The organism is Pseudomonas sp. NPDC087817 (assembly GCF_044742875.1).
Classification (GTDB): Bacteria; Pseudomonadota; Gammaproteobacteria; order Pseudomonadales; family Pseudomonadaceae; genus Aquipseudomonas.
In genome coordinates, this window is the sequence record NZ_JBIUVJ010000007.1 from 1 (window position 1) to 16854 (window position 16854).

Genomic DNA, 16854 nt, shown 5'->3' on the forward strand with positions numbered 1-16854 from the left:
GGCGCCATGTCCCAGGCACAACGTACTACCGACCGTTACTTCCACGACGCCTCGGCCGGTGCCGAGAAACTCGTTCCGGAAGGCATCGAAGGCCGTGTGCCTTACAAAGGCACCCTGAGCGCGATCATTCACCAGTTGATGGGCGGTCTGCGTTCCTCGATGGGTTACACCGGCAGCGCCAACATCGAAGAGATGCGCACCAAGCCTGAATTCGTGCGGATCACCGGCGCCGGCATGGCCGAATCCCACGTGCACGACGTGCAGATCACCAAAGAAGCGCCAAACTACCGCGTAGGTTGAGCCTTCAAGCAACAAGCTAAGCAACCGGGGCTGTTTTATTCAGCCCCGAGTTGTTTCTGAATCACGACTGTTTCTGAATGACTTAGACGAGACTGAATCATGGCCCTCGATATTCACGCTCACCGCATCCTGATCCTCGACTTCGGCTCGCAATACACCCAACTGATCGCCCGCCGCGTGCGCGAGATCGGTGTGTACTGCGAACTGCACCCGTTCGACATGGACGAAGATGCGATCCGCGAATTCGCTCCAAAAGGCGTCATCCTCGCCGGCGGCCCAGAGTCCGTACACGAAGCCAACAGCCCGCGCTGCCCGCAGGCCGTGTTTGACCTGGGCGTTCCGGTCTTCGGTATCTGCTACGGCATGCAGACCATGGCCGAGCAACTGGGCGGCAAGGTTGAAGGTTCCGAACTGCGTGAGTTCGGTTACGCCCGCGTTGACGTGGTCGGCAAGAGCCGCCTGCTCGACGGCATCGAAGACCACATCGACGCCGATGGCCTGTTCGGCCTCGACGTGTGGATGAGCCACGGTGACAAAGTCACCAGGATGCCGGAAGACTTCCACATCCTCGCCAGCACCCCGAGCTGCCCGATCGCCGGCATGTTCAACGACGAGCGTGCTTACTACGGCGTGCAGTTCCACCCGGAAGTGACCCACACCAAACAGGGCGGTCGCATCCTGTCGCGTTTCGTTCTCGACATCTGCGGCTGTGAAGCCCTGTGGACTCCATCGAAAATCGCTGAAGACGCCATCGCCAACATCCGCGCCCAGGTCGGCACCGACAACGTGCTGCTGGGTCTGTCCGGCGGCGTTGACTCCTCGGTGGTTGCGGCGCTGCTGCACAAAGCCATTGGCGACCAACTGACCTGCGTCTTCGTCGACAACGGCCTGCTGCGTCTGCACGAAGGCGAGCAAGTGATGGCCATGTTCGCCGAGAACATGGGCGTCAAAGTCATTCGCGCCAATGCTGAAGATCAGTTCCTCAACAACCTGGCCGGCGAAGCCGATCCAGAGAAGAAGCGCAAGATCATCGGTCGCACCTTCATCGACGTATTCGATGCCCAGTCCAACAAACTGGAAAACATCAAGTACCTCGCTCAGGGCACCATCTACCCGGACGTGATCGAGTCGGCTGGCGCGAAAAGCGGCAAGGCTCACGTAATCAAGTCGCACCACAACGTGGGCGGTCTGCCGGAAGAGATGAACCTGAAACTGGTCGAGCCACTGCGCGAGCTGTTCAAGGACGAAGTCCGCCGTTTGGGCCTCGAACTCGGCCTGCCGTACGACATGGTCTACCGTCACCCGTTCCCGGGTCCGGGCCTGGGCGTACGTATCCTCGGTGAAGTGAAAAAGGAATACGCCGACCTGCTGCGTCGTGCCGACCACATCTTCATCGAAGAACTGCGCAAAGCCGACTGGTACCACAAAGTCAGCCAGGCCTTCGTGGTGTTCCAGCCAGTGAAATCGGTTGGCGTGGTGGGCGATGGCCGTCGTTACGCCTGGGTCGTGGCCCTGCGTGCCGTGGAAACCATCGACTTCATGACCGCACGTTGGGCACACCTGCCTTACGAACTGCTGGAAACCGTATCCGGCCGCATCATCAATGAAATCGAAGGTATCTCCCGCGTCACTTATGACGTGTCGAGCAAGCCGCCGGCGACCATTGAGTGGGAATAATGTCACCGGCCTGAGGGCCGATTGACTGAAATAAAAAACCGTCTGGCGTTCGCGTCAGGCGGTTTTTTTTTGAGTTCACCGTGTGCAATCGAAGTGGGTACTAGCACACCTGTACTATAGCTACGCGTATTTCATCGCCCTAAGCTACAGGCAACTTCTGTTGTGGGTTGGACCGCCATCGTTCGTGGCAAAACCACTAAAAACCAGATATCTCAGATGTTTGGCCCGCCGATGCAGGAACAGGCCGACTCGGACACCATGACTAACTGGACGTACGTCAAAAGCGAAGAAGGGCTGGAGAAGTACGTGAATCTTGCCCACCGATTCGTCTCGCCGGAAACCAGCGGTGCTATTGGTACAGCAACGTCACACGTGGCCAATGCGCAGGGCACGATGAATGAAGTGACCAGCGTAACCACCGGCAAGACCACCGCCCAAGGGATCAATTTGAGGATTTTTTTCGAGAACGATATCGTCCAGAATTATTCTGTTTCGCGTTGATTACGCCTACGGATCTTCGCCAATGCCAGTCAGTTTTACTGACTGGCATTTTTGTTTCCGGGCGCAAAGCACCTTGGCAAGACTCGTCGCGCTCAATTGATCGCGAAGACTGGAGTCGTTACTAAAAAAACTGCGATCGAATCACGTCTGTATCGAACGGCGTTGTCCCTTGATCAGGCGCAAAAACCATCTGTGCCTGCTGCGGCGAAGCCACGCGTTCCCCTCGTGCTCGTACATGTAAATCGAACAGAGTCTCCAGATCCGGCCGTGGCGTATGCACCAAAGCCCGCAGCATCAACGATACCCCGCTGAGATTGTTGCCGACGTTGTTCCACCGTGGAGATGAAGTGAGCCCCAGATCGGCCCAGATCATGCGTCGTTCCTGAAGGTCCATCACGAATGGCAGACAGATCACTGTGTCGGACGCGATATCGATACGGTCGAACACGGTTCGCGGCTCGTACACTTCACCCGACGCAGTGTCAGTGCGGGCCATCCAGCCAGCGAAGCATTCCGGGAGATCGCAGTACGGCTGCTGGGTGTATGAGTTGATGGACGTGACGACATAACGGATGCCCTGCTCGACGAGCACGTCGATGTCGAGATCGATAAATTCCGAAGCCCCGTCGGGCGCATCGACGATGTCGCCGCTGTGGTAACCGCCGTAACCCTTCAGGTTGTAGTACGCGACCGTATCCTTGAACACGAAGTCGGCATCGAAAAATGCGGCGGACAAGTCGATGTCCGTGCGTTCGCGGCCATTCTTCCACCACAGAAACAGGCGAATGAATCGTGTGTCAGGCACAGGCAACCGACTGCCCCGCACCAGTGTACGTAGTGACTTCGATGAAGCGCGCTGCGCCAGCGGCACCTTGTATTCACGTAATGCTGGATCAATGAAACAGCGACCTAATGGCGGCAGGGAGGCAAAACGCTGTACGAGTGCGTTCTCGCAGATACGGGCAGCACGCGCCAACGTTTCAGGTGTGAGAGGTTCGCGTCGATCCTTGATGGCAAAGACTTTGGCGAATGAACCTTTCGGGGTGAACGCCCGCAGGGGCAGAGGGCGCGGTGCACGTAACTGGGCCAGCAACTGCAGCAGAACGGGTGAGGAAACGTGTGCCGCAACAGCCTCGAACGCGTCGAGTACCGATTCGGTTTCCGTCGCGCGGCGCAGGGTTACGTCAAGCCGTCGTGCGAACTCGCCAGGACGGCTTTGTAGTATTGGCACAAGCGTGGCGATGTCACGCTGGGCCAGCATTGTTTCGACACGTGAATTAAATGTGGCGGGCGGTTCGTTACGACGCGCTGCCGTGATGGCGGCCAGCGCTCGTGGGTACTTCTCGGCGTAGTCGCCCGGATGCAGTACTTCAGCCAGGCGTTTCCAGCGCTCAGCATGGCGCATCACGTCTTCTACAGCGTCGGGAATGTTATCGAGCAGGCGCAAAAACAGGCGACGCATCGAGCGCTTCATCGCTTTGAAACGTGTCGAAGCGGTCGTCAGCGACACGTCTCCGCCACTCAACGCGACCGCCAGTCGTAGCACGTCAGTTGCCGTTTCGACGTTTCGCTGCAGAAATGTGTCGACCCGAGCATCGCTGGCGACATGCAGGATCAATGCCCCGCCAACCAGTGCACGGATCTCCCGGAAGGGGATGGTCTCGGGCAGCAGACGGAATACATCGCTTTTGTACTCGCGGATAAACCAGACGACATCGGCCGTCTCCTCTTCGGAGAGCGAGGTGCGCGATGAAACCAGTGGCTCAAGCAGTGACTCGAACTCAGAGACGCTTCCGGATTCGATCACCCAAGGTATGAAGTTGCCTTCAAGCAGGGGAGGTCGAGAGTGTTCAGTCGCTGGTAAACGCCGAAGCGTGAGGTAGTGCATGACGGCGTTCAGGTACAGCTCTGCATCTGAGGCCTGCAGAACCTGCTCTGGAAAGTCAGGATAAAACGGCCGGTGGTGCACATGAGCGCCAGCCCGGCGCCGAAGCATTCCGATAATGTCGCGCAGCCAGTGCTTGAGTTCTGCGGGTGACAGCCCGCCGATTTGCTCAATCAGAGACTCCGAGAGTACGCATCGGAACGCCGCGATTTCCTGGATGGCCGACGCGACATGAGCACGCGTGGCACCGCCAGTGCCCATCGGGACGTGAACTTTGCTGCGGCGACGCAGGAACAGCTCCTGATTCATCCTTGATTTTCTCCTTTGGTCGCCGTCGTGAACGAGCAGCAGCATTGTGTCTACAGCAGATATGAAAACGCCTGCAAGCAGCAGGCGCAGTGTGGAGAGCGAAACCCCTAGGTCATAGGAGGTTTAGAAGGAAGGTGTTCCATAGCCACGGACGCATTCTACGGGAGGTTGTCCCCGTTTGTCAGGTTGCTCTGCGCCCCGACACGAACGGGGGCTGAGGGCCTGACAAGCCACCAGCGGACCATTGAACGGCAATGATCGCGCTGAACTTGCCTGCTTGCTTCAAGTGGCTGAAACCCCCGGCCCAGGCCGGATTTGGGCATTTCAATCGCTTGCGAAAACCCTTCAGTCGGGTAGGCGACTTTGTAGTTTCAGGCCTATTTCTATCAGGCGCTGCGATAACGCTGAGATATCAGGAAACAATACGCCACTGATGCGTGGCATTGATTGAAGCCAGAGGTAGGCTTGGCCGTCCAGCGTCCGATTCACGGGTGTTCGCACAATGCTGCCTGTGCTGTTGCGACGCACGAGTGTGTAATTGCCTTGCGACTTCTCGATCAAGTACATGCCATTGCGATGCAGCAGGCGGTCCAGTGTTTCGTCAGTCCATGTCACCGGCGGTGCGTCGATTTGCAGGCGCAAGTCAGCGTGCAGGTAATCGAACGAGTCGCGCGTCGATGCCCCGTTGTCAAAGGGGCCGCGAGCGACTTTGATTCCCGGGTCGGTGCTGACGCCCGGATCTTCTCCGGGAAAGGCTTCTTCAATCCGCAAACCGATGCCGCCTTTGAGCTCGCTGATGCCCGGCAGATTTCTGAAGTTATTGGTGTTCTGCGCATCGACCAGGGCGATCCATTTGTCTGGGCGATTGAGGATTTCGTCGCCCCACATGATTTTGGACGTCATGCGAGCGCGCATCATCTGCTCTTCAATCGAGGTGAGCGGCACCTTCATTTTGTAACTCGCCGCACAATCGAGACTTTGAACCCGGACGCCATTTGCCTGGGCAGACTTGACCAGTTCGAGCATGTTGAACGATTCGTTCGGATCGGTTCCGAGGCTGGTCAGATAAATCCGCAGATCCTCTGACATCTGACCGGACGTGTGGAAGCTGTTCAGGTCTGACTGGGCGAAATCACTCAGCAAATCACGCACGTAGAGCGTCGTGGCGTGGCGCGCCAGCGCAGGCATGTTTTCGATCATGAAGCGCATGCTGGTGATGCGATCCAGGGTTTCTCCCACCACCAGACCTTTGGTTTTTTCAAAAATGCGATCAATCAATGCATCGGTCGTCATTGAGTGACTGACCTCGGGCAGAATCGGGCGTGCGGGCAGATTGGACCAGTTCAGTGCTGAGTAATACTCTCTGGCTTCGTTCAGGAGCAGTGTGCGTTGGTGGTCGAAATGCAGGGTATACAGATCGTTCACAGACAAATTGCGTCTGGCCTCGCGAACCGCATCGGCGGAATCGTCAGGCAAGTTCATCGCCCACTTTCTCAGCCTGGCCATGTCCAGCCCCAAAACATCATAGAGGGTGGTCACAAGGCGTAGCGGACGGGCGGTTGCCGGGACGGGTTCGACCAATGGCAGCTCCGGCGAAGGGGTTGATGGGGTGGGCGGGTGTGATGAAGTGATAGACGAGCTCGGTTCAAAGTACGGGTAGCACGCCGTACCCAGACATTGACCGCCGCCATTGAGTCGCAGCGCCAGCATGCGCTCCCACCGGCCGGCGGCACTATAGCGGACCGGCAATGAGCCGACGAACTGATTGGCGCGCTCAGGGTCGACGATAGCCCAGTGGCCACTGTCCTCGGAGGTGTCGAAATAACGTACGTAGTAGGGCTTGCCATCGAGATCAATGGCATAGGGCGGTTCGCCATCGAGGCGGTAAATGCCCTGAAATTTCCCTGACTGCGTTTCTGCGCTGTAGCGATCAAGCAACTCATTGCATAGATACCGGGCCGGAACCTTCGGTACCGATGGGGTTTGCGGCGCAGTGGGAGCGAGGACTACGGGCGAAGTGGGGGGTGTTTCGCTGGCAATGTCGTTTGCCATCTCGACAACATCTTTATCCGCCACCACAACCTGCGCCTGATCCTGGGTTGGCAGGAAAGGTTCGTCAGCCGAGGTGAACTCGATCAACCCGGCCATCTCTTGCGCTTCGGCAAATTCAACCTGTGGCCCCACTTCCAGATGCGCCCCGGTGCCGATCAGAAACGGCACGTTGAACAGCGCTTCTATGCCATTGAGCACCGCGCCAAGGGTACCGGCCCTGCGCTCGGCGGGCGTCCTGCCGTTGACCGCTCTGTCGATGTTCAGTCCCATGTTGGCAATGCCGGCGCCAATAACCGGCAGCGCCAACGGCCAGCCCACGGTGGCCATCGGGCCGAACACCTTGAGTCCGGCACTCAAATAGCCGATCCAGAGCTTTTTGCGCAGCTCAGCATTGGACGTCAGTAACAGACTGACTTCCTCGGACATCGAGTGGCGGGCGCAAATGCGTAGCCAGGTGAACGCATCACGACCAATTTCAAGGTTGGTCTTGTTGATCAGGTAATGATCGGAATGACCCCAGGTGCTGACCAGACGATTCATCAGGTCGGTGAAGTTCTGGTTGATGGCGTGACGGTCTGCGAAAGAGAAATGGTTGAGAAAAATCTTGCAGCGCGTCTCATCATTCAATTGTTCAAGCACCCACCAGTGCAGCGCCGCTTCGTTCTCCAGCACTTTAAAGGCCTGGGCTTCGCCTGGCAGATAAAGCGTTTGCCGCCCGCTATCTTCAACAAAGCGCAGGATATTGACGGCGATGTGACCGTCGATATCCAGCGCGCGCACCTCACTGCCGACAGGGTAAGAGGACTGCAGCATTTGCAGGGTGACGGGCCAGGTGACGGGACCGCACACCGAGTTGATCACGCGTTGAAAATCAGTGCCGTCGAGGTGACCTTTTTGCAGCGCGTTCACCGCCAGGCTGAGAAAACTGCACTTGGCCAGCGTGCGGAAATTGTCCGCTGAGTTCTGCCAGAACGTGGTCAGTTGATGGGTGTAGTGCGTGCTGAAATCGATGTTCCAGAACGCCTTCAGAACATCGCTGCCCAGCAGCTTCACTTCATTGCTCTGATTGAAGGATTCGGCCTGCGGCCCGTCCGTGTAAAAGCCGCCGTACAGGCCCAGCAGGTCTGCATTGTCCTGATCGGTGACACGAAAGCGATGGATCACCAATTGTGTGAGGGTCAACGATTCGTATGGTTTTTCCAGTGTGTGTTCCCAACCGGTAAATGTCAGAGCGCTGCTTTGCGCCGTCCTGAATCGGTGGAAATAGACATGGTCCGGATCGTTGCCCGAAAGTCCTTTGTCCGTCAGTAGCTCACTGGCGACTTCGCGGGCCGCGTCCAGCAGACTGGGACAGGTTTGTACGACGGTGGTAGCGATGGCCTTGAGGCTGGCCTTGTCTGCTGCGTTCGGCAGCAGACGGCGTTCGGGTGCGTTCATGCAGTTCTTCATCCATGAGGAAACGAAGATCGAGCATGTCCCATCGGCTCACGGGCCATGCACTATCCCTGTATTTTTCCTTTGCGGTGCGGATTCAGTCCGGCAGCCGGCTCTGCAACGTCAGCCCCATCTCGGTCAGACGATGAGACATGTCCTCGATGCTGGCAAAGCTGACATCGTTCACCAGCGGCCAAGCCGGCCGGTGCAGGGAAACCCGTCCATCGGCCAGACGCGTCACAGGTGTATGCGCGAGCATTCCTGACTTGCTGCGGTGCAGCACGGTGAAGCTATCGCCGACTTTCCTGAACAGGTACATGCCACGTCGGTGCAGCAGGTTTTCCAGCGTCTGCTCATTCCAGTTCACCGGTTCGCTCGGCATGCGCAGGCGTAAATCGGCGCGAAGCACATCGTCATTGCTCCGCGCGGCAGCCCCATTGGCAAACGGCCCCCGGTTCACGTCGATACCCGGATCGATGTCGATTTCCATGGCGTCCGCTGCGCCGACTTCCTCGATGCGCAAACCGATGCCGCCCTTTATCTCACTGAGGCCGGTCAGCCCCCTGAGGGTGTTGGTGTTCTGCGCGCCGGTCAGTACGATCCATTTTTTCGGGCTGTTGAGGTAGGTATCGCCGGTCATGATGTCGCTTGCCAGATACGTGCCGATCATTTGCTCGTCAAAGGGCGACAGTGGAGTCTTCATCTTGTAGCTCGCTGCACAGTCGATGCCCTGGACCCGAACGCCGTTTTCCCTGGCCACTTTGACCAGTTCCAGTGCATTGAAGCGTCCCGTCGGATCGGTGCCCAGGCTGGTCAGGTAGGTTTGCAGATCGGCCGACAGGTTGCCGGTTGTGAAATAGCGGTTCAGTTCCACCTGCGCGAAATCACTGAGGATGCCGCGCATGTACAGGGTTTTTGCGTGCCGAGCCAGTGCCGGCATGTTTTCAATCAGGAAGCGCATGCTGGCAATGCGATCCAGGGTTTCCCCCACGACCAGCCCGACAGCGGATTCAAAGAGGCGGTCGATAAGCTCGGAAAGGCTGATCTGCGCATTGATCGCGGGAATGGGGGCGCGAAACGGTGGAGTGATCCACGGCAGTGAACTGAAAAATCTTTTCGCGGCGGTTTGCAGCGCAATGCGCTTGTTGACGGCGTACAGCTCAAAAGGGTCAGTCATGCCGAAGGCACCGTCGGCGTCGGGCACCAGTTGAGCGTGGGTTTCGTTCAGATTCAGTGCCCAGGCTCTTATCGAACGGCGTACCGTCGGCTCGATGTCGAAGGCAGACGTCACAATGCGCACCGGACGTGATACCGGGCTGGGCAATTCGACCTCCGTTTGCGCGGGCGCTTCGGGGGCTGGCGGTTCCTGAGGGGCGAGCGCAAGGTCGGGCGCGCACGGTTTGCCCGCGCATTGGCCGCCGCCCCGCAAGCGCAGGGCCTGCATCCGCTCCCACTGGCCCTCGGCGTTCAGGCGAACAGGCAATGAGTGGACAAATTGATTGGGCCTGTCCGGATCAACGATGGCCCAGTAGCCGCCCTCGTCGGTGTCGCCGAAATAGCGCACGTAGTATGGGTTGTCATCCAGATGGATGGCGTAGGGCGGATCGCTATCCAGGCGAAAGATCCCCTGAAATTGCCCGGGCTCGCGTTGCACATCGAGCCCGTCGAGCAGCTCGTTGCACAGGTATTTGTCAGGTATGGGCGGTGGTGCAGCGCTCTCGGTCGGCGGCAACCAAGATGTTTTCAGCGGCGGCGCAATCACGTCTGGCTCGACCGCAACCTCGCTTTCCTGCGGTTCGACCAGCGGATTCGGCACCTCCACTGCTGCAGCCGGCTCGTTCAGTCCGGCCATTTCTACGGCCTCCACTGCATCCACCTCGACACCCACCTCCAGCATCGGGCCGGTGCCTTTGAGAAATGGAATGTTGAACAGTGCATCAATGCCGCTCAACACGGCACCCAGCACGCCGGCCTTGCGTTCGCTGGAGGTTTTGCCGTTGACCGCCTGATCAATGTTCAGCCCCATGCTGGCGATGCTGGCGCCAATCACCGGCAGCGCGAGCGGCCAGCCGACGGCGGCCATCGGGCCAAATACCTTGAGGCCGGCGCTCAAGTAACCGATCCACAGTTTTTTGCGCAGATCGCCATTGGACGTCAGCGTCAGGCTGGCTTCGGCAAACATGGCGCTGCGGGTCGAGTCGCACAGCCAACTGAAGGCGTCGCCGCTGATTACGGCGTTGGTTTTATTGATCAGATGATGATCGGAGTGTCCCCACGTGCTGACCAACCGATTCATCAGATCGGTGATGTTCGTCGTCATGTGCTGACGGTCGGCGAGTGCAAAGTGACTGAAGAAAGCCTGGCGCCGGGGCTCCAGGTTCATCTGCTCAAGCACCCACCCATGCATGTCCGCCGCGGTTTCCTGTACGACGAACGCCACCGTTTCACCCGGCAGATAGACCATCTCCCGGCCTGTGGTACTGACGATGCGCAGAAGGTTGGTCGCCATATGCCCGTCGATATCGAAGGCGCGCACGCCACTGTCTGGTGTGTGGGTTGATTGCAGCGTGGCCAGCGTCACTGGCCAGGTAACAGGCCCCATAACGGCGCTGACGATCCACTGGAAATCCGTGCCGCTCAATTGCTCGAGTTCAAGTGCCTGCACGGCACGGCTGAGGAAGTTGCACCTGGCCAACGTGCGGAAATCATCCGTGTGAGTGTTCCAGAACGTAGTCAGTGTGTCGTTGTAGCGCGAGCTGAAATCGATGTCCCAGAAGGCGTTGAGCACTTCGTTGCCATGCAGGCGAACTTCATTGCTGTGGTCGAAATCTTCGGTCTCGGGCCCGTCCGAATAGAACCCAGCGTAAAGATCCAGCAGGTCGGCGTTGTCGACGTCGGTGGCGCGAAAGCGATGGATCACCAATTGTGTGAGGGTCATCGATTCGTAGGGTTTTTCGCGGATATGTTCCCAGCCGGTAAACGACTGGCTGCTGCTCTGGGCCGCTTTGAATCGGTGGAAGTAAACCCGGTCCGGATCGGTGTCTGGCAGGCCTTTGAGCTCAAGCAGCTCGCGGGCGACTTGATAGGCCGCGTCGTGCAGGCTGGGGCAGGTTTGCACGACCGTCGCGGCGATGAGCTTGAGGGCGGCGTTGTCCGCTGCGTTCGGCAGAGGATGTGTTTCGGGGGCGTTCATGCTTTCTCCATCCTTGAGAAACGAAAGCCGAGCATGGCTGATTCGCCCCGGTAGAGTGCACTACATGGATACCGCACATCGGCGGTCGAAACGTGCCGGGGTCAGCGCCGGGCTACGTCGGAGAAGTAGAACTTGTCGAGGGTGTGGCGCGATTCGGTGTACTCGAACTGCCGGCCGTCCTGCAGAAACGTCTGGTTGCTGACCACGATCACATGGCTCTGCCCGTCGAGGTCCAGGTGCAGCAGGTCATCCTTGCTGCGTGGCACGGCTTCGATGGTGCGTTGGGCATAGGCGATCTGCAGCAGCAGGGTTTGTTCGATGTAGGCGTAGATCGACTGCTCGGCGATGTCGCGAGACAGGTCGGGAATCACCTCGGTGACGAAGTGGTTGATGTCGAGAATCACCCGTTTGCCGTCGATTCGTCGCACGCGCTTGACGCGGGTAATCAGGCTACCGGGCTCGGCATTAATGTGTTCGAGCAGGGTGCCTTCGAGCGGTATCTGGGCCAACTCGACGACTTCGGTGCTGACGTCATTGCCCAGCCGTGGATAGGTTTCCTGAAAACTGACGATGCCGCCGAGCTGGAATTCGATCGGGTTGGTCGAAAGAACGAACGTGCCTTTGCCATGAATCTTCTGCGCAAAACCACGCTCCTGAAGTAGCTCGATCGCCTTGCGCACGGTGCCCCGGCTGGCTTGATAGCTGTCCATCAGTTCGGTTTCGGACGGCAGTCGCGCGCCGCGTTCGAGGCGTTCAGTGGTGATACTGGCCAGCAGATCGCTATAGATCTGGTTGTATTTGCTCATGGATAGGCTCTGTGCCGGCTGTGCTCAAAGCCTCGAACCTTAAGGGCAGGGTAGGGCTTTGTCCATGTGGTGGATGGAAATCGCCTTAGGTTCGGGTAGGAAAATTCGCTGACGGTCTGGCGGCAATAGGCAAAAACAAACTCGTACAGACGAGTTATTGCATTAACTCGTCTGTACGAGTATTTTTCGCTTCGGCGTGCTGCCAATAACAACAATCCACAGTGGAAGAACAAGCATGAGCCACGACTATCCGAAGATCGCCAGCGAGCTGCTGCAAAGCCTCGGCGGCAGTGAAAATCTCGAACAGGCCGCCCATTGCGTCACTCGCTTGCGCCTGGCCCTGAAGAATCCCGGCCTGGTCGACAGCGCCACGCTCAACCAGATCGATCTGGTCAAAGGCTCGTTCTTCACCGGCGGTCTGTATCAGGTGGTGATCGGTCCGGGCGAGGTGGAAAAGGTCTACGCCGAACTGCGTCGCCAGACCGGTCTCGCCGCGTCGACCATCGCCGACGTCAAACAGAAAAGCGCCGAAAAGATCAACGCCATGCAGCGCCTGGTGCGGGTTTTTTCCGATGTGTTCATGCCCATCCTGCCGGCGCTGATCATTGCCGGCCTGTTGATGGGCATCAACAATCTGCTCGGTGCCAAGGGCATGTTCATCGAGGGCCAGACCCTGCTGGACGCCTACCCGAAACTCGACGGGCTCTGGAGCCTGATCAATCTGATGGCCAACACCTCCTTTGTGTTTCTGCCGGCACTGGTGGGCTGGTCGGCGGCCAAGCGTTTTGGCGGCAGCGAAATCCTTGGCATCGTGCTCGGCCTGATGCTGGTTCACCCGGATCTGCTCAACGCCTGGAACTACGGCAAGGCCGTGGCCGGGCTGGACGGGCAACACATGCCGTACTTCGACATCCTCGGCCTGTTTCAGGTGGAGAAAGTCGGTTATCAGGGGCAGATCCTGCCGATATTGCTGGCCGCGTACGTGATGAGCGTCATCGAGAAATGGCTGCGGGCGCGTGTGCCCAATGCGGTGCAATTGCTGGTGGTGCCGATCACCACCATCGTTGTCACGGGTGTGCTGGCACTGGCGGTGATCGGCCCGGTGACCCGTCATGTCGGCATCCTGATCACCGAAGGCGTGGTCATGCTGTTTGATCTGGCGCCGATGGTCGGCGGGGCGATTTTCGGACTGCTCTATGCACCGCTGGTGATCACCGGCATGCATCACATGTTTCTCGCGGTCGACCTGCAGTTGATCTCGACCCAGGGCGGCACATTCATCTGGCCGATGATTGTCATGTCCAACCTCGCCCAGGGCAGTGCAGCGCTGGCAGTGTTCTACATGACGCGCAATGCGCGGGACAAAAGCATGGCGTCGACTTCGGCGATTTCCGCATATTTCGGTATCACCGAGCCTGCGATGTTCGGGGTCAACCTGCGCTACAAATTTCCGTTCTATGCCGCGCTGACCGGTTCGGCACTGGGCTGCATCTTCCTGTCGATGAACAAGATCCAGGCTTCGGCGATCGGCGTCGGCGGCCTGCCCGGTTTCATCTCGATCATTCCGCAGTTCATTCCGATGTTCGTTATCGGAATGCTGATTGCCATGGTTGTGCCGTTTGTTCTGACCTGTGCGCTGAGCATGAAGATTGTCCGTCCCGGCTACCGGGTTGCCTGATTCCAGACCTGCAAAGGGCTACATATTCAAGAGGGAGATGCGCCATGCAAGACTGGCAGCGTTCGGTGATCTACCAGATCTACCCGAAGAGTTTTCACAGCCATGCCGGCAACCCGACCGGTGATCTGCTCGGGGTCGTAGCCAAACTCGACTATCTGCAATGGCTGGGTGTCGATTGCCTGTGGATCACGCCGTTCCTGCGTTCGCCGCAACGTGACAACGGCTACGACATCAGCGATTACTACGCGATCGACCCGAGTTACGGCAGCATGGCCGACTGCGAATTGCTGATCGCCGAAGCCGGCAAGCGCGGGATCAAGCTGATGCTCGACATCGTGGTCAACCACACTTCGATCGAACACGTCTGGTTCCAGCAGGCGCGCAGCAGTCTCGACAATCCATATCGCGACTTCTATATCTGGCGCGATCAGCCGAACAACTGGGAATCCAAGTTCGGCGGCTCGGCCTGGGAGTATGAAGCCCAGACCGGGCAATATTACCTGCACTTGTTTGACCACACCCAGGCCGATCTGAATTGGGACAATCCCAAGGTGCGCGCCGAAGTGTTCAAGATGATGTGCTTCTGGCGTGACAAGGGTGTGGGCGGTTTCCGTCTCGATGTGATCAATCTGATCTCCAAGCCTGCAGACTTTCCCGAGGACAGCAGTGACGGTCGACGTTTTTACACCGATGGCCCGAACGTCCATGAGTACTTGCAGCAGATGCACCGCGAAGTCTTCGCCGGGCATGACCTGATCAACGTCGGCGAAATGTCATCCACCAGCCTCGAACACTGCATTCGCTACTCGAATCCGCAGTCGCAAGAGCTGTCGATGACTTTCAACTTTCATCACCTGAAAGTCGATTATCCGAACCTGCAAAAGTGGGTTCGCGCCGATTTCGATTTCCTCCAGCTCAAGCGGATTCTCTCCGACTGGCAGACCGGCATGCAGGCCGGTGGTGGCTGGAATGCGCTGTTCTGGTGTAACCACGATCAGCCGCGGGTGGTCTCGCGTTTTGGCCATGACGGCGAATATCGGGAACTCTCGGCGAAGATGCTCGGCACTGCCCTGCACTTTTTACAGGGCACACCGTTCGTGTATCAGGGCGAAGAGCTGGGGATGACCAATCCGGGGTTTGAACACATCGATCAGTACCGCGATGTCGAAACCCTGAACATCTTCCGTCTCAAGCGCGAAGCGGGTAACAGCGACGCCGATAACATGGCGGCGATCATGCAGAAGTCCCGCGACAACGGACGTACGCCAATGCAGTGGAACGCTGAAGCGAACGCCGGCTTCAGCAGCGTTGAACCGTGGATCGGGGTGCCGGCGAATGCCGCGCAGATCAACGTCGACAACCAGCTCGACGATCCCGCATCGGTACTGCATCACTACCGTCGGCTGATCGCTTTGCGGCGCACCGAGACGTTGATGTCAGACGGCGTCTATCGGCAACTGTTGCCGGAGCACAAGCAAGTATGGGCTTACCTGCGCGAAGGCACGGGCGAGCGCCTGCTGGTGGTGAACAATTTCTACGGCACACCGTGCGAAGTCGAACTGCCCATGGAGATCGACGAGTCATTGAACCAGCGTTTGCTGATCAGCAACTACCCGGACTGTCCGCGACGCAATCGACAGGTGAGTTTGCGACCTTATGAGTCGTTCGTGCTGCACCTGATCGATCCCTGATTCCTAACTGGAAAACCAGCGTTTCAAAAAACACGCAGAGCCCTGCGCGGGGGAGTTTTGCGCCGAATTCACGCAAACACACAATAAAAATAATGGGGTGGCTTATGAAAACAACAATAAATCGCAGCCTTGCAGTAGCAGGTATATGCCTCGCGTTACCACAGTCGTCGCACGGGCTGGAGTTCGGTGGCTACTTGCGCAGTGGTGTTAGCAATTCGCTCAAGGGCGGTGGCCAATCGTGTTTCCAGTTGCCAGGGGCGCAAACCAAATATCGCTTGGGCAACGAGTGCGAGCAGTACGGCGAGCTTGAATTGCGCCAGGATCTGTACACCCTCGACGACGGCTCGGTACTCAGCGTCGACGGCATGGCCTCGCTGTACAACCGCTATAACCGCCGCCCGACGTTCAACGAAGACAACGGTTCGATTCGCCTGCCGCAGGCCTACGCCCAGTGGTCGGCGATGCCCGCGCTCAATGGCGGCTCACTCTGGGCCGGCCGCCGTTACTACAAACGTAACGACATCCATATTTCCGATTTCTACTACTGGAACCAGAGCGCCACCGGTGGCGGGATCGAGGACGTGCTGATCGGTGATCTGAAATACAGCTACGCGTTCTCGCGCAAGGACAACCTCTACCAGAAGGATTACATCAACCGGCACGACTTCAACGTCGCCGGTTTCAATACCAACCCCGGTGGTGAACTTGAGTTCGGCCTCAGCTACATCGATAAGCCCGACAGCCGCGATGCTCACCGTGGCTGGGCGATCACCACGCAACATGTGCAAAGGGATTTTCTTGGCGGCAAGAACAAACTTGCCCTGCAATACGGCGAAGGGCCGGGCACCGGGCTGGGCTACACCGGTAACGTCAAACTCGACGACAGCAACAAGAGTTACCGGATCGTGGAGTTTTTCGACTGGCAGGTGACGCCGCGTTTCGGCGGGCAAGTCGAGGCGGTGTATCAGAAGGACATTCGCCCGGACGGGGCTGACCAGAACTGGATTTCCCTGGGTGTGCGCCCGACCTATGCGCTCACCGAGCAGTTCAAACTGGTCACCGAACTGGGCCACGATCAAGTCGAAGCCCCGGGAGGGACGCGCAAGCTGAGCAAGTTCACTTTCGCCCCGACCTGGTCACCCAAGGGTCCGGAATTCTGGGCGCGCCCCGAGGTGCGGCTGTATTACACCTATGCCACCTGGAACGAGGCGGCCAAGCGTGCGGCCAACGAACTGGCCAAAGGCTCGGCACTGTCTGATACCGGCGCCTTCGGCACTGCGCGCCACGGTGCGAACGTCGGATTGCAGGTCGAATACTGGTGGAAATAA

Annotated in this window: 10 protein-coding genes; 6 read left to right on the forward strand and 4 right to left on the reverse strand. The window is 58.3% G+C overall.

Annotated features, from left to right (window positions below):
* The 3 genes from ACIONG_RS08965 to ACIONG_RS08975 form a co-directional block, all read left to right on the forward strand.
* A partial coding sequence (locus ACIONG_RS08965; protein ID WP_401298348.1) for an IMP dehydrogenase occupies positions 1-300 on the forward strand: 300 nt, incomplete at its 5' end.
* 99 nt (positions 301-399) lie between these two features.
* On the forward strand, positions 400-1977 hold the full coding sequence (guaA, locus tag ACIONG_RS08970; RefSeq protein WP_213026511.1) for a glutamine-hydrolyzing GMP synthase: 1578 nt from the start codon (positions 400-402) through the stop codon (positions 1975-1977).
* Positions 1978-2139: 162 nt separating this feature from the next.
* On the forward strand, positions 2140-2478 hold the full coding sequence (locus ACIONG_RS08975) for a hypothetical protein (protein ID WP_103304554.1): 339 nt from the start codon (positions 2140-2142) through the stop codon (positions 2476-2478).
* A 121-nt stretch (positions 2479-2599) separates the two neighbouring features.
* Here the strand turns inward: ACIONG_RS08975 and ACIONG_RS08980 are convergent, their stop codons facing one another.
* From ACIONG_RS08980 to treR, 4 genes are all read right to left on the reverse strand, one after another.
* Positions 2600-4672 carry a TerD family protein gene (locus tag ACIONG_RS08980; RefSeq protein WP_401298353.1) on the reverse strand — a complete coding sequence of 691 codons (2073 nt, stop codon included), beginning with the start codon at positions 4670-4672 and terminating at the stop codon, positions 2600-2602.
* Between the two features lie 345 nt (positions 4673-5017).
* Positions 5018-8161 (reverse strand): membrane-targeted effector domain-containing toxin, encoded by a 3144-nt coding sequence (locus tag ACIONG_RS08985; protein ID WP_401298355.1) that lies wholly within the window; start codon positions 8159-8161, stop codon positions 5018-5020.
* A gap of 94 nt (positions 8162-8255) precedes the next feature.
* Entirely contained in the window at positions 8256-11351 is a 3096-nt protein-coding gene (locus ACIONG_RS08990; protein WP_401298358.1) for a membrane-targeted effector domain-containing toxin, read from the reverse strand.
* A gap of 101 nt (positions 11352-11452) precedes the next feature.
* Complete coding sequence (treR, locus tag ACIONG_RS08995) at positions 11453-12157, reverse strand: trehalose operon repressor (RefSeq protein WP_401298361.1); 705 nt, start codon at positions 12155-12157, stop codon at positions 11453-11455.
* Positions 12158-12392: 235 nt separating this feature from the next.
* On the opposite strand from treR, the gene treP reads away from it, so the two are divergent.
* From treP to ACIONG_RS09010, 3 genes are all read left to right on the forward strand, one after another.
* Entirely contained in the window at positions 12393-13835 is a 1443-nt protein-coding gene (gene treP / locus ACIONG_RS09000) for a PTS system trehalose-specific EIIBC component (RefSeq protein WP_103304559.1), read from the forward strand.
* A gap of 44 nt (positions 13836-13879) precedes the next feature.
* Entirely contained in the window at positions 13880-15526 is a 1647-nt protein-coding gene (gene treC / locus ACIONG_RS09005) for an alpha,alpha-phosphotrehalase (protein ID WP_401298365.1), read from the forward strand.
* 104 nt (positions 15527-15630) lie between these two features.
* Entirely contained in the window at positions 15631-16854 is a 1224-nt protein-coding gene (locus ACIONG_RS09010; protein WP_401298368.1) for a maltoporin, read from the forward strand.

Coding starts and splice junctions, on each gene's coding strand:
- guaA (WP_213026511.1), top strand. CDS start 400: ATGGCCCTCGATATTCACGCTCACCGCATCCTGATCCTCGACTTCGGC.
- ACIONG_RS08980 (WP_401298353.1), bottom strand. CDS start 4,672: ATGAATCAGGAGCTGTTCCTGCGTCGCCGCAGCAAAGTTCACGTCCCG.
- ACIONG_RS08985 (WP_401298355.1), bottom strand. CDS start 8,161: ATGAACGCACCCGAACGCCGTCTGCTGCCGAACGCAGCAGACAAGGCC.
- ACIONG_RS08990 (WP_401298358.1), bottom strand. CDS start 11,351: ATGAACGCCCCCGAAACACATCCTCTGCCGAACGCAGCGGACAACGCC.
- treR (WP_401298361.1), bottom strand. CDS start 12,157: ATGAGCAAATACAACCAGATCTATAGCGATCTGCTGGCCAGTATCACC.
- treP (WP_103304559.1), top strand. CDS start 12,393: ATGAGCCACGACTATCCGAAGATCGCCAGCGAGCTGCTGCAAAGCCTC.
- treC (WP_401298365.1), top strand. CDS start 13,880: ATGCAAGACTGGCAGCGTTCGGTGATCTACCAGATCTACCCGAAGAGT.
- ACIONG_RS09010 (WP_401298368.1), top strand. CDS start 15,631: ATGAAAACAACAATAAATCGCAGCCTTGCAGTAGCAGGTATATGCCTC.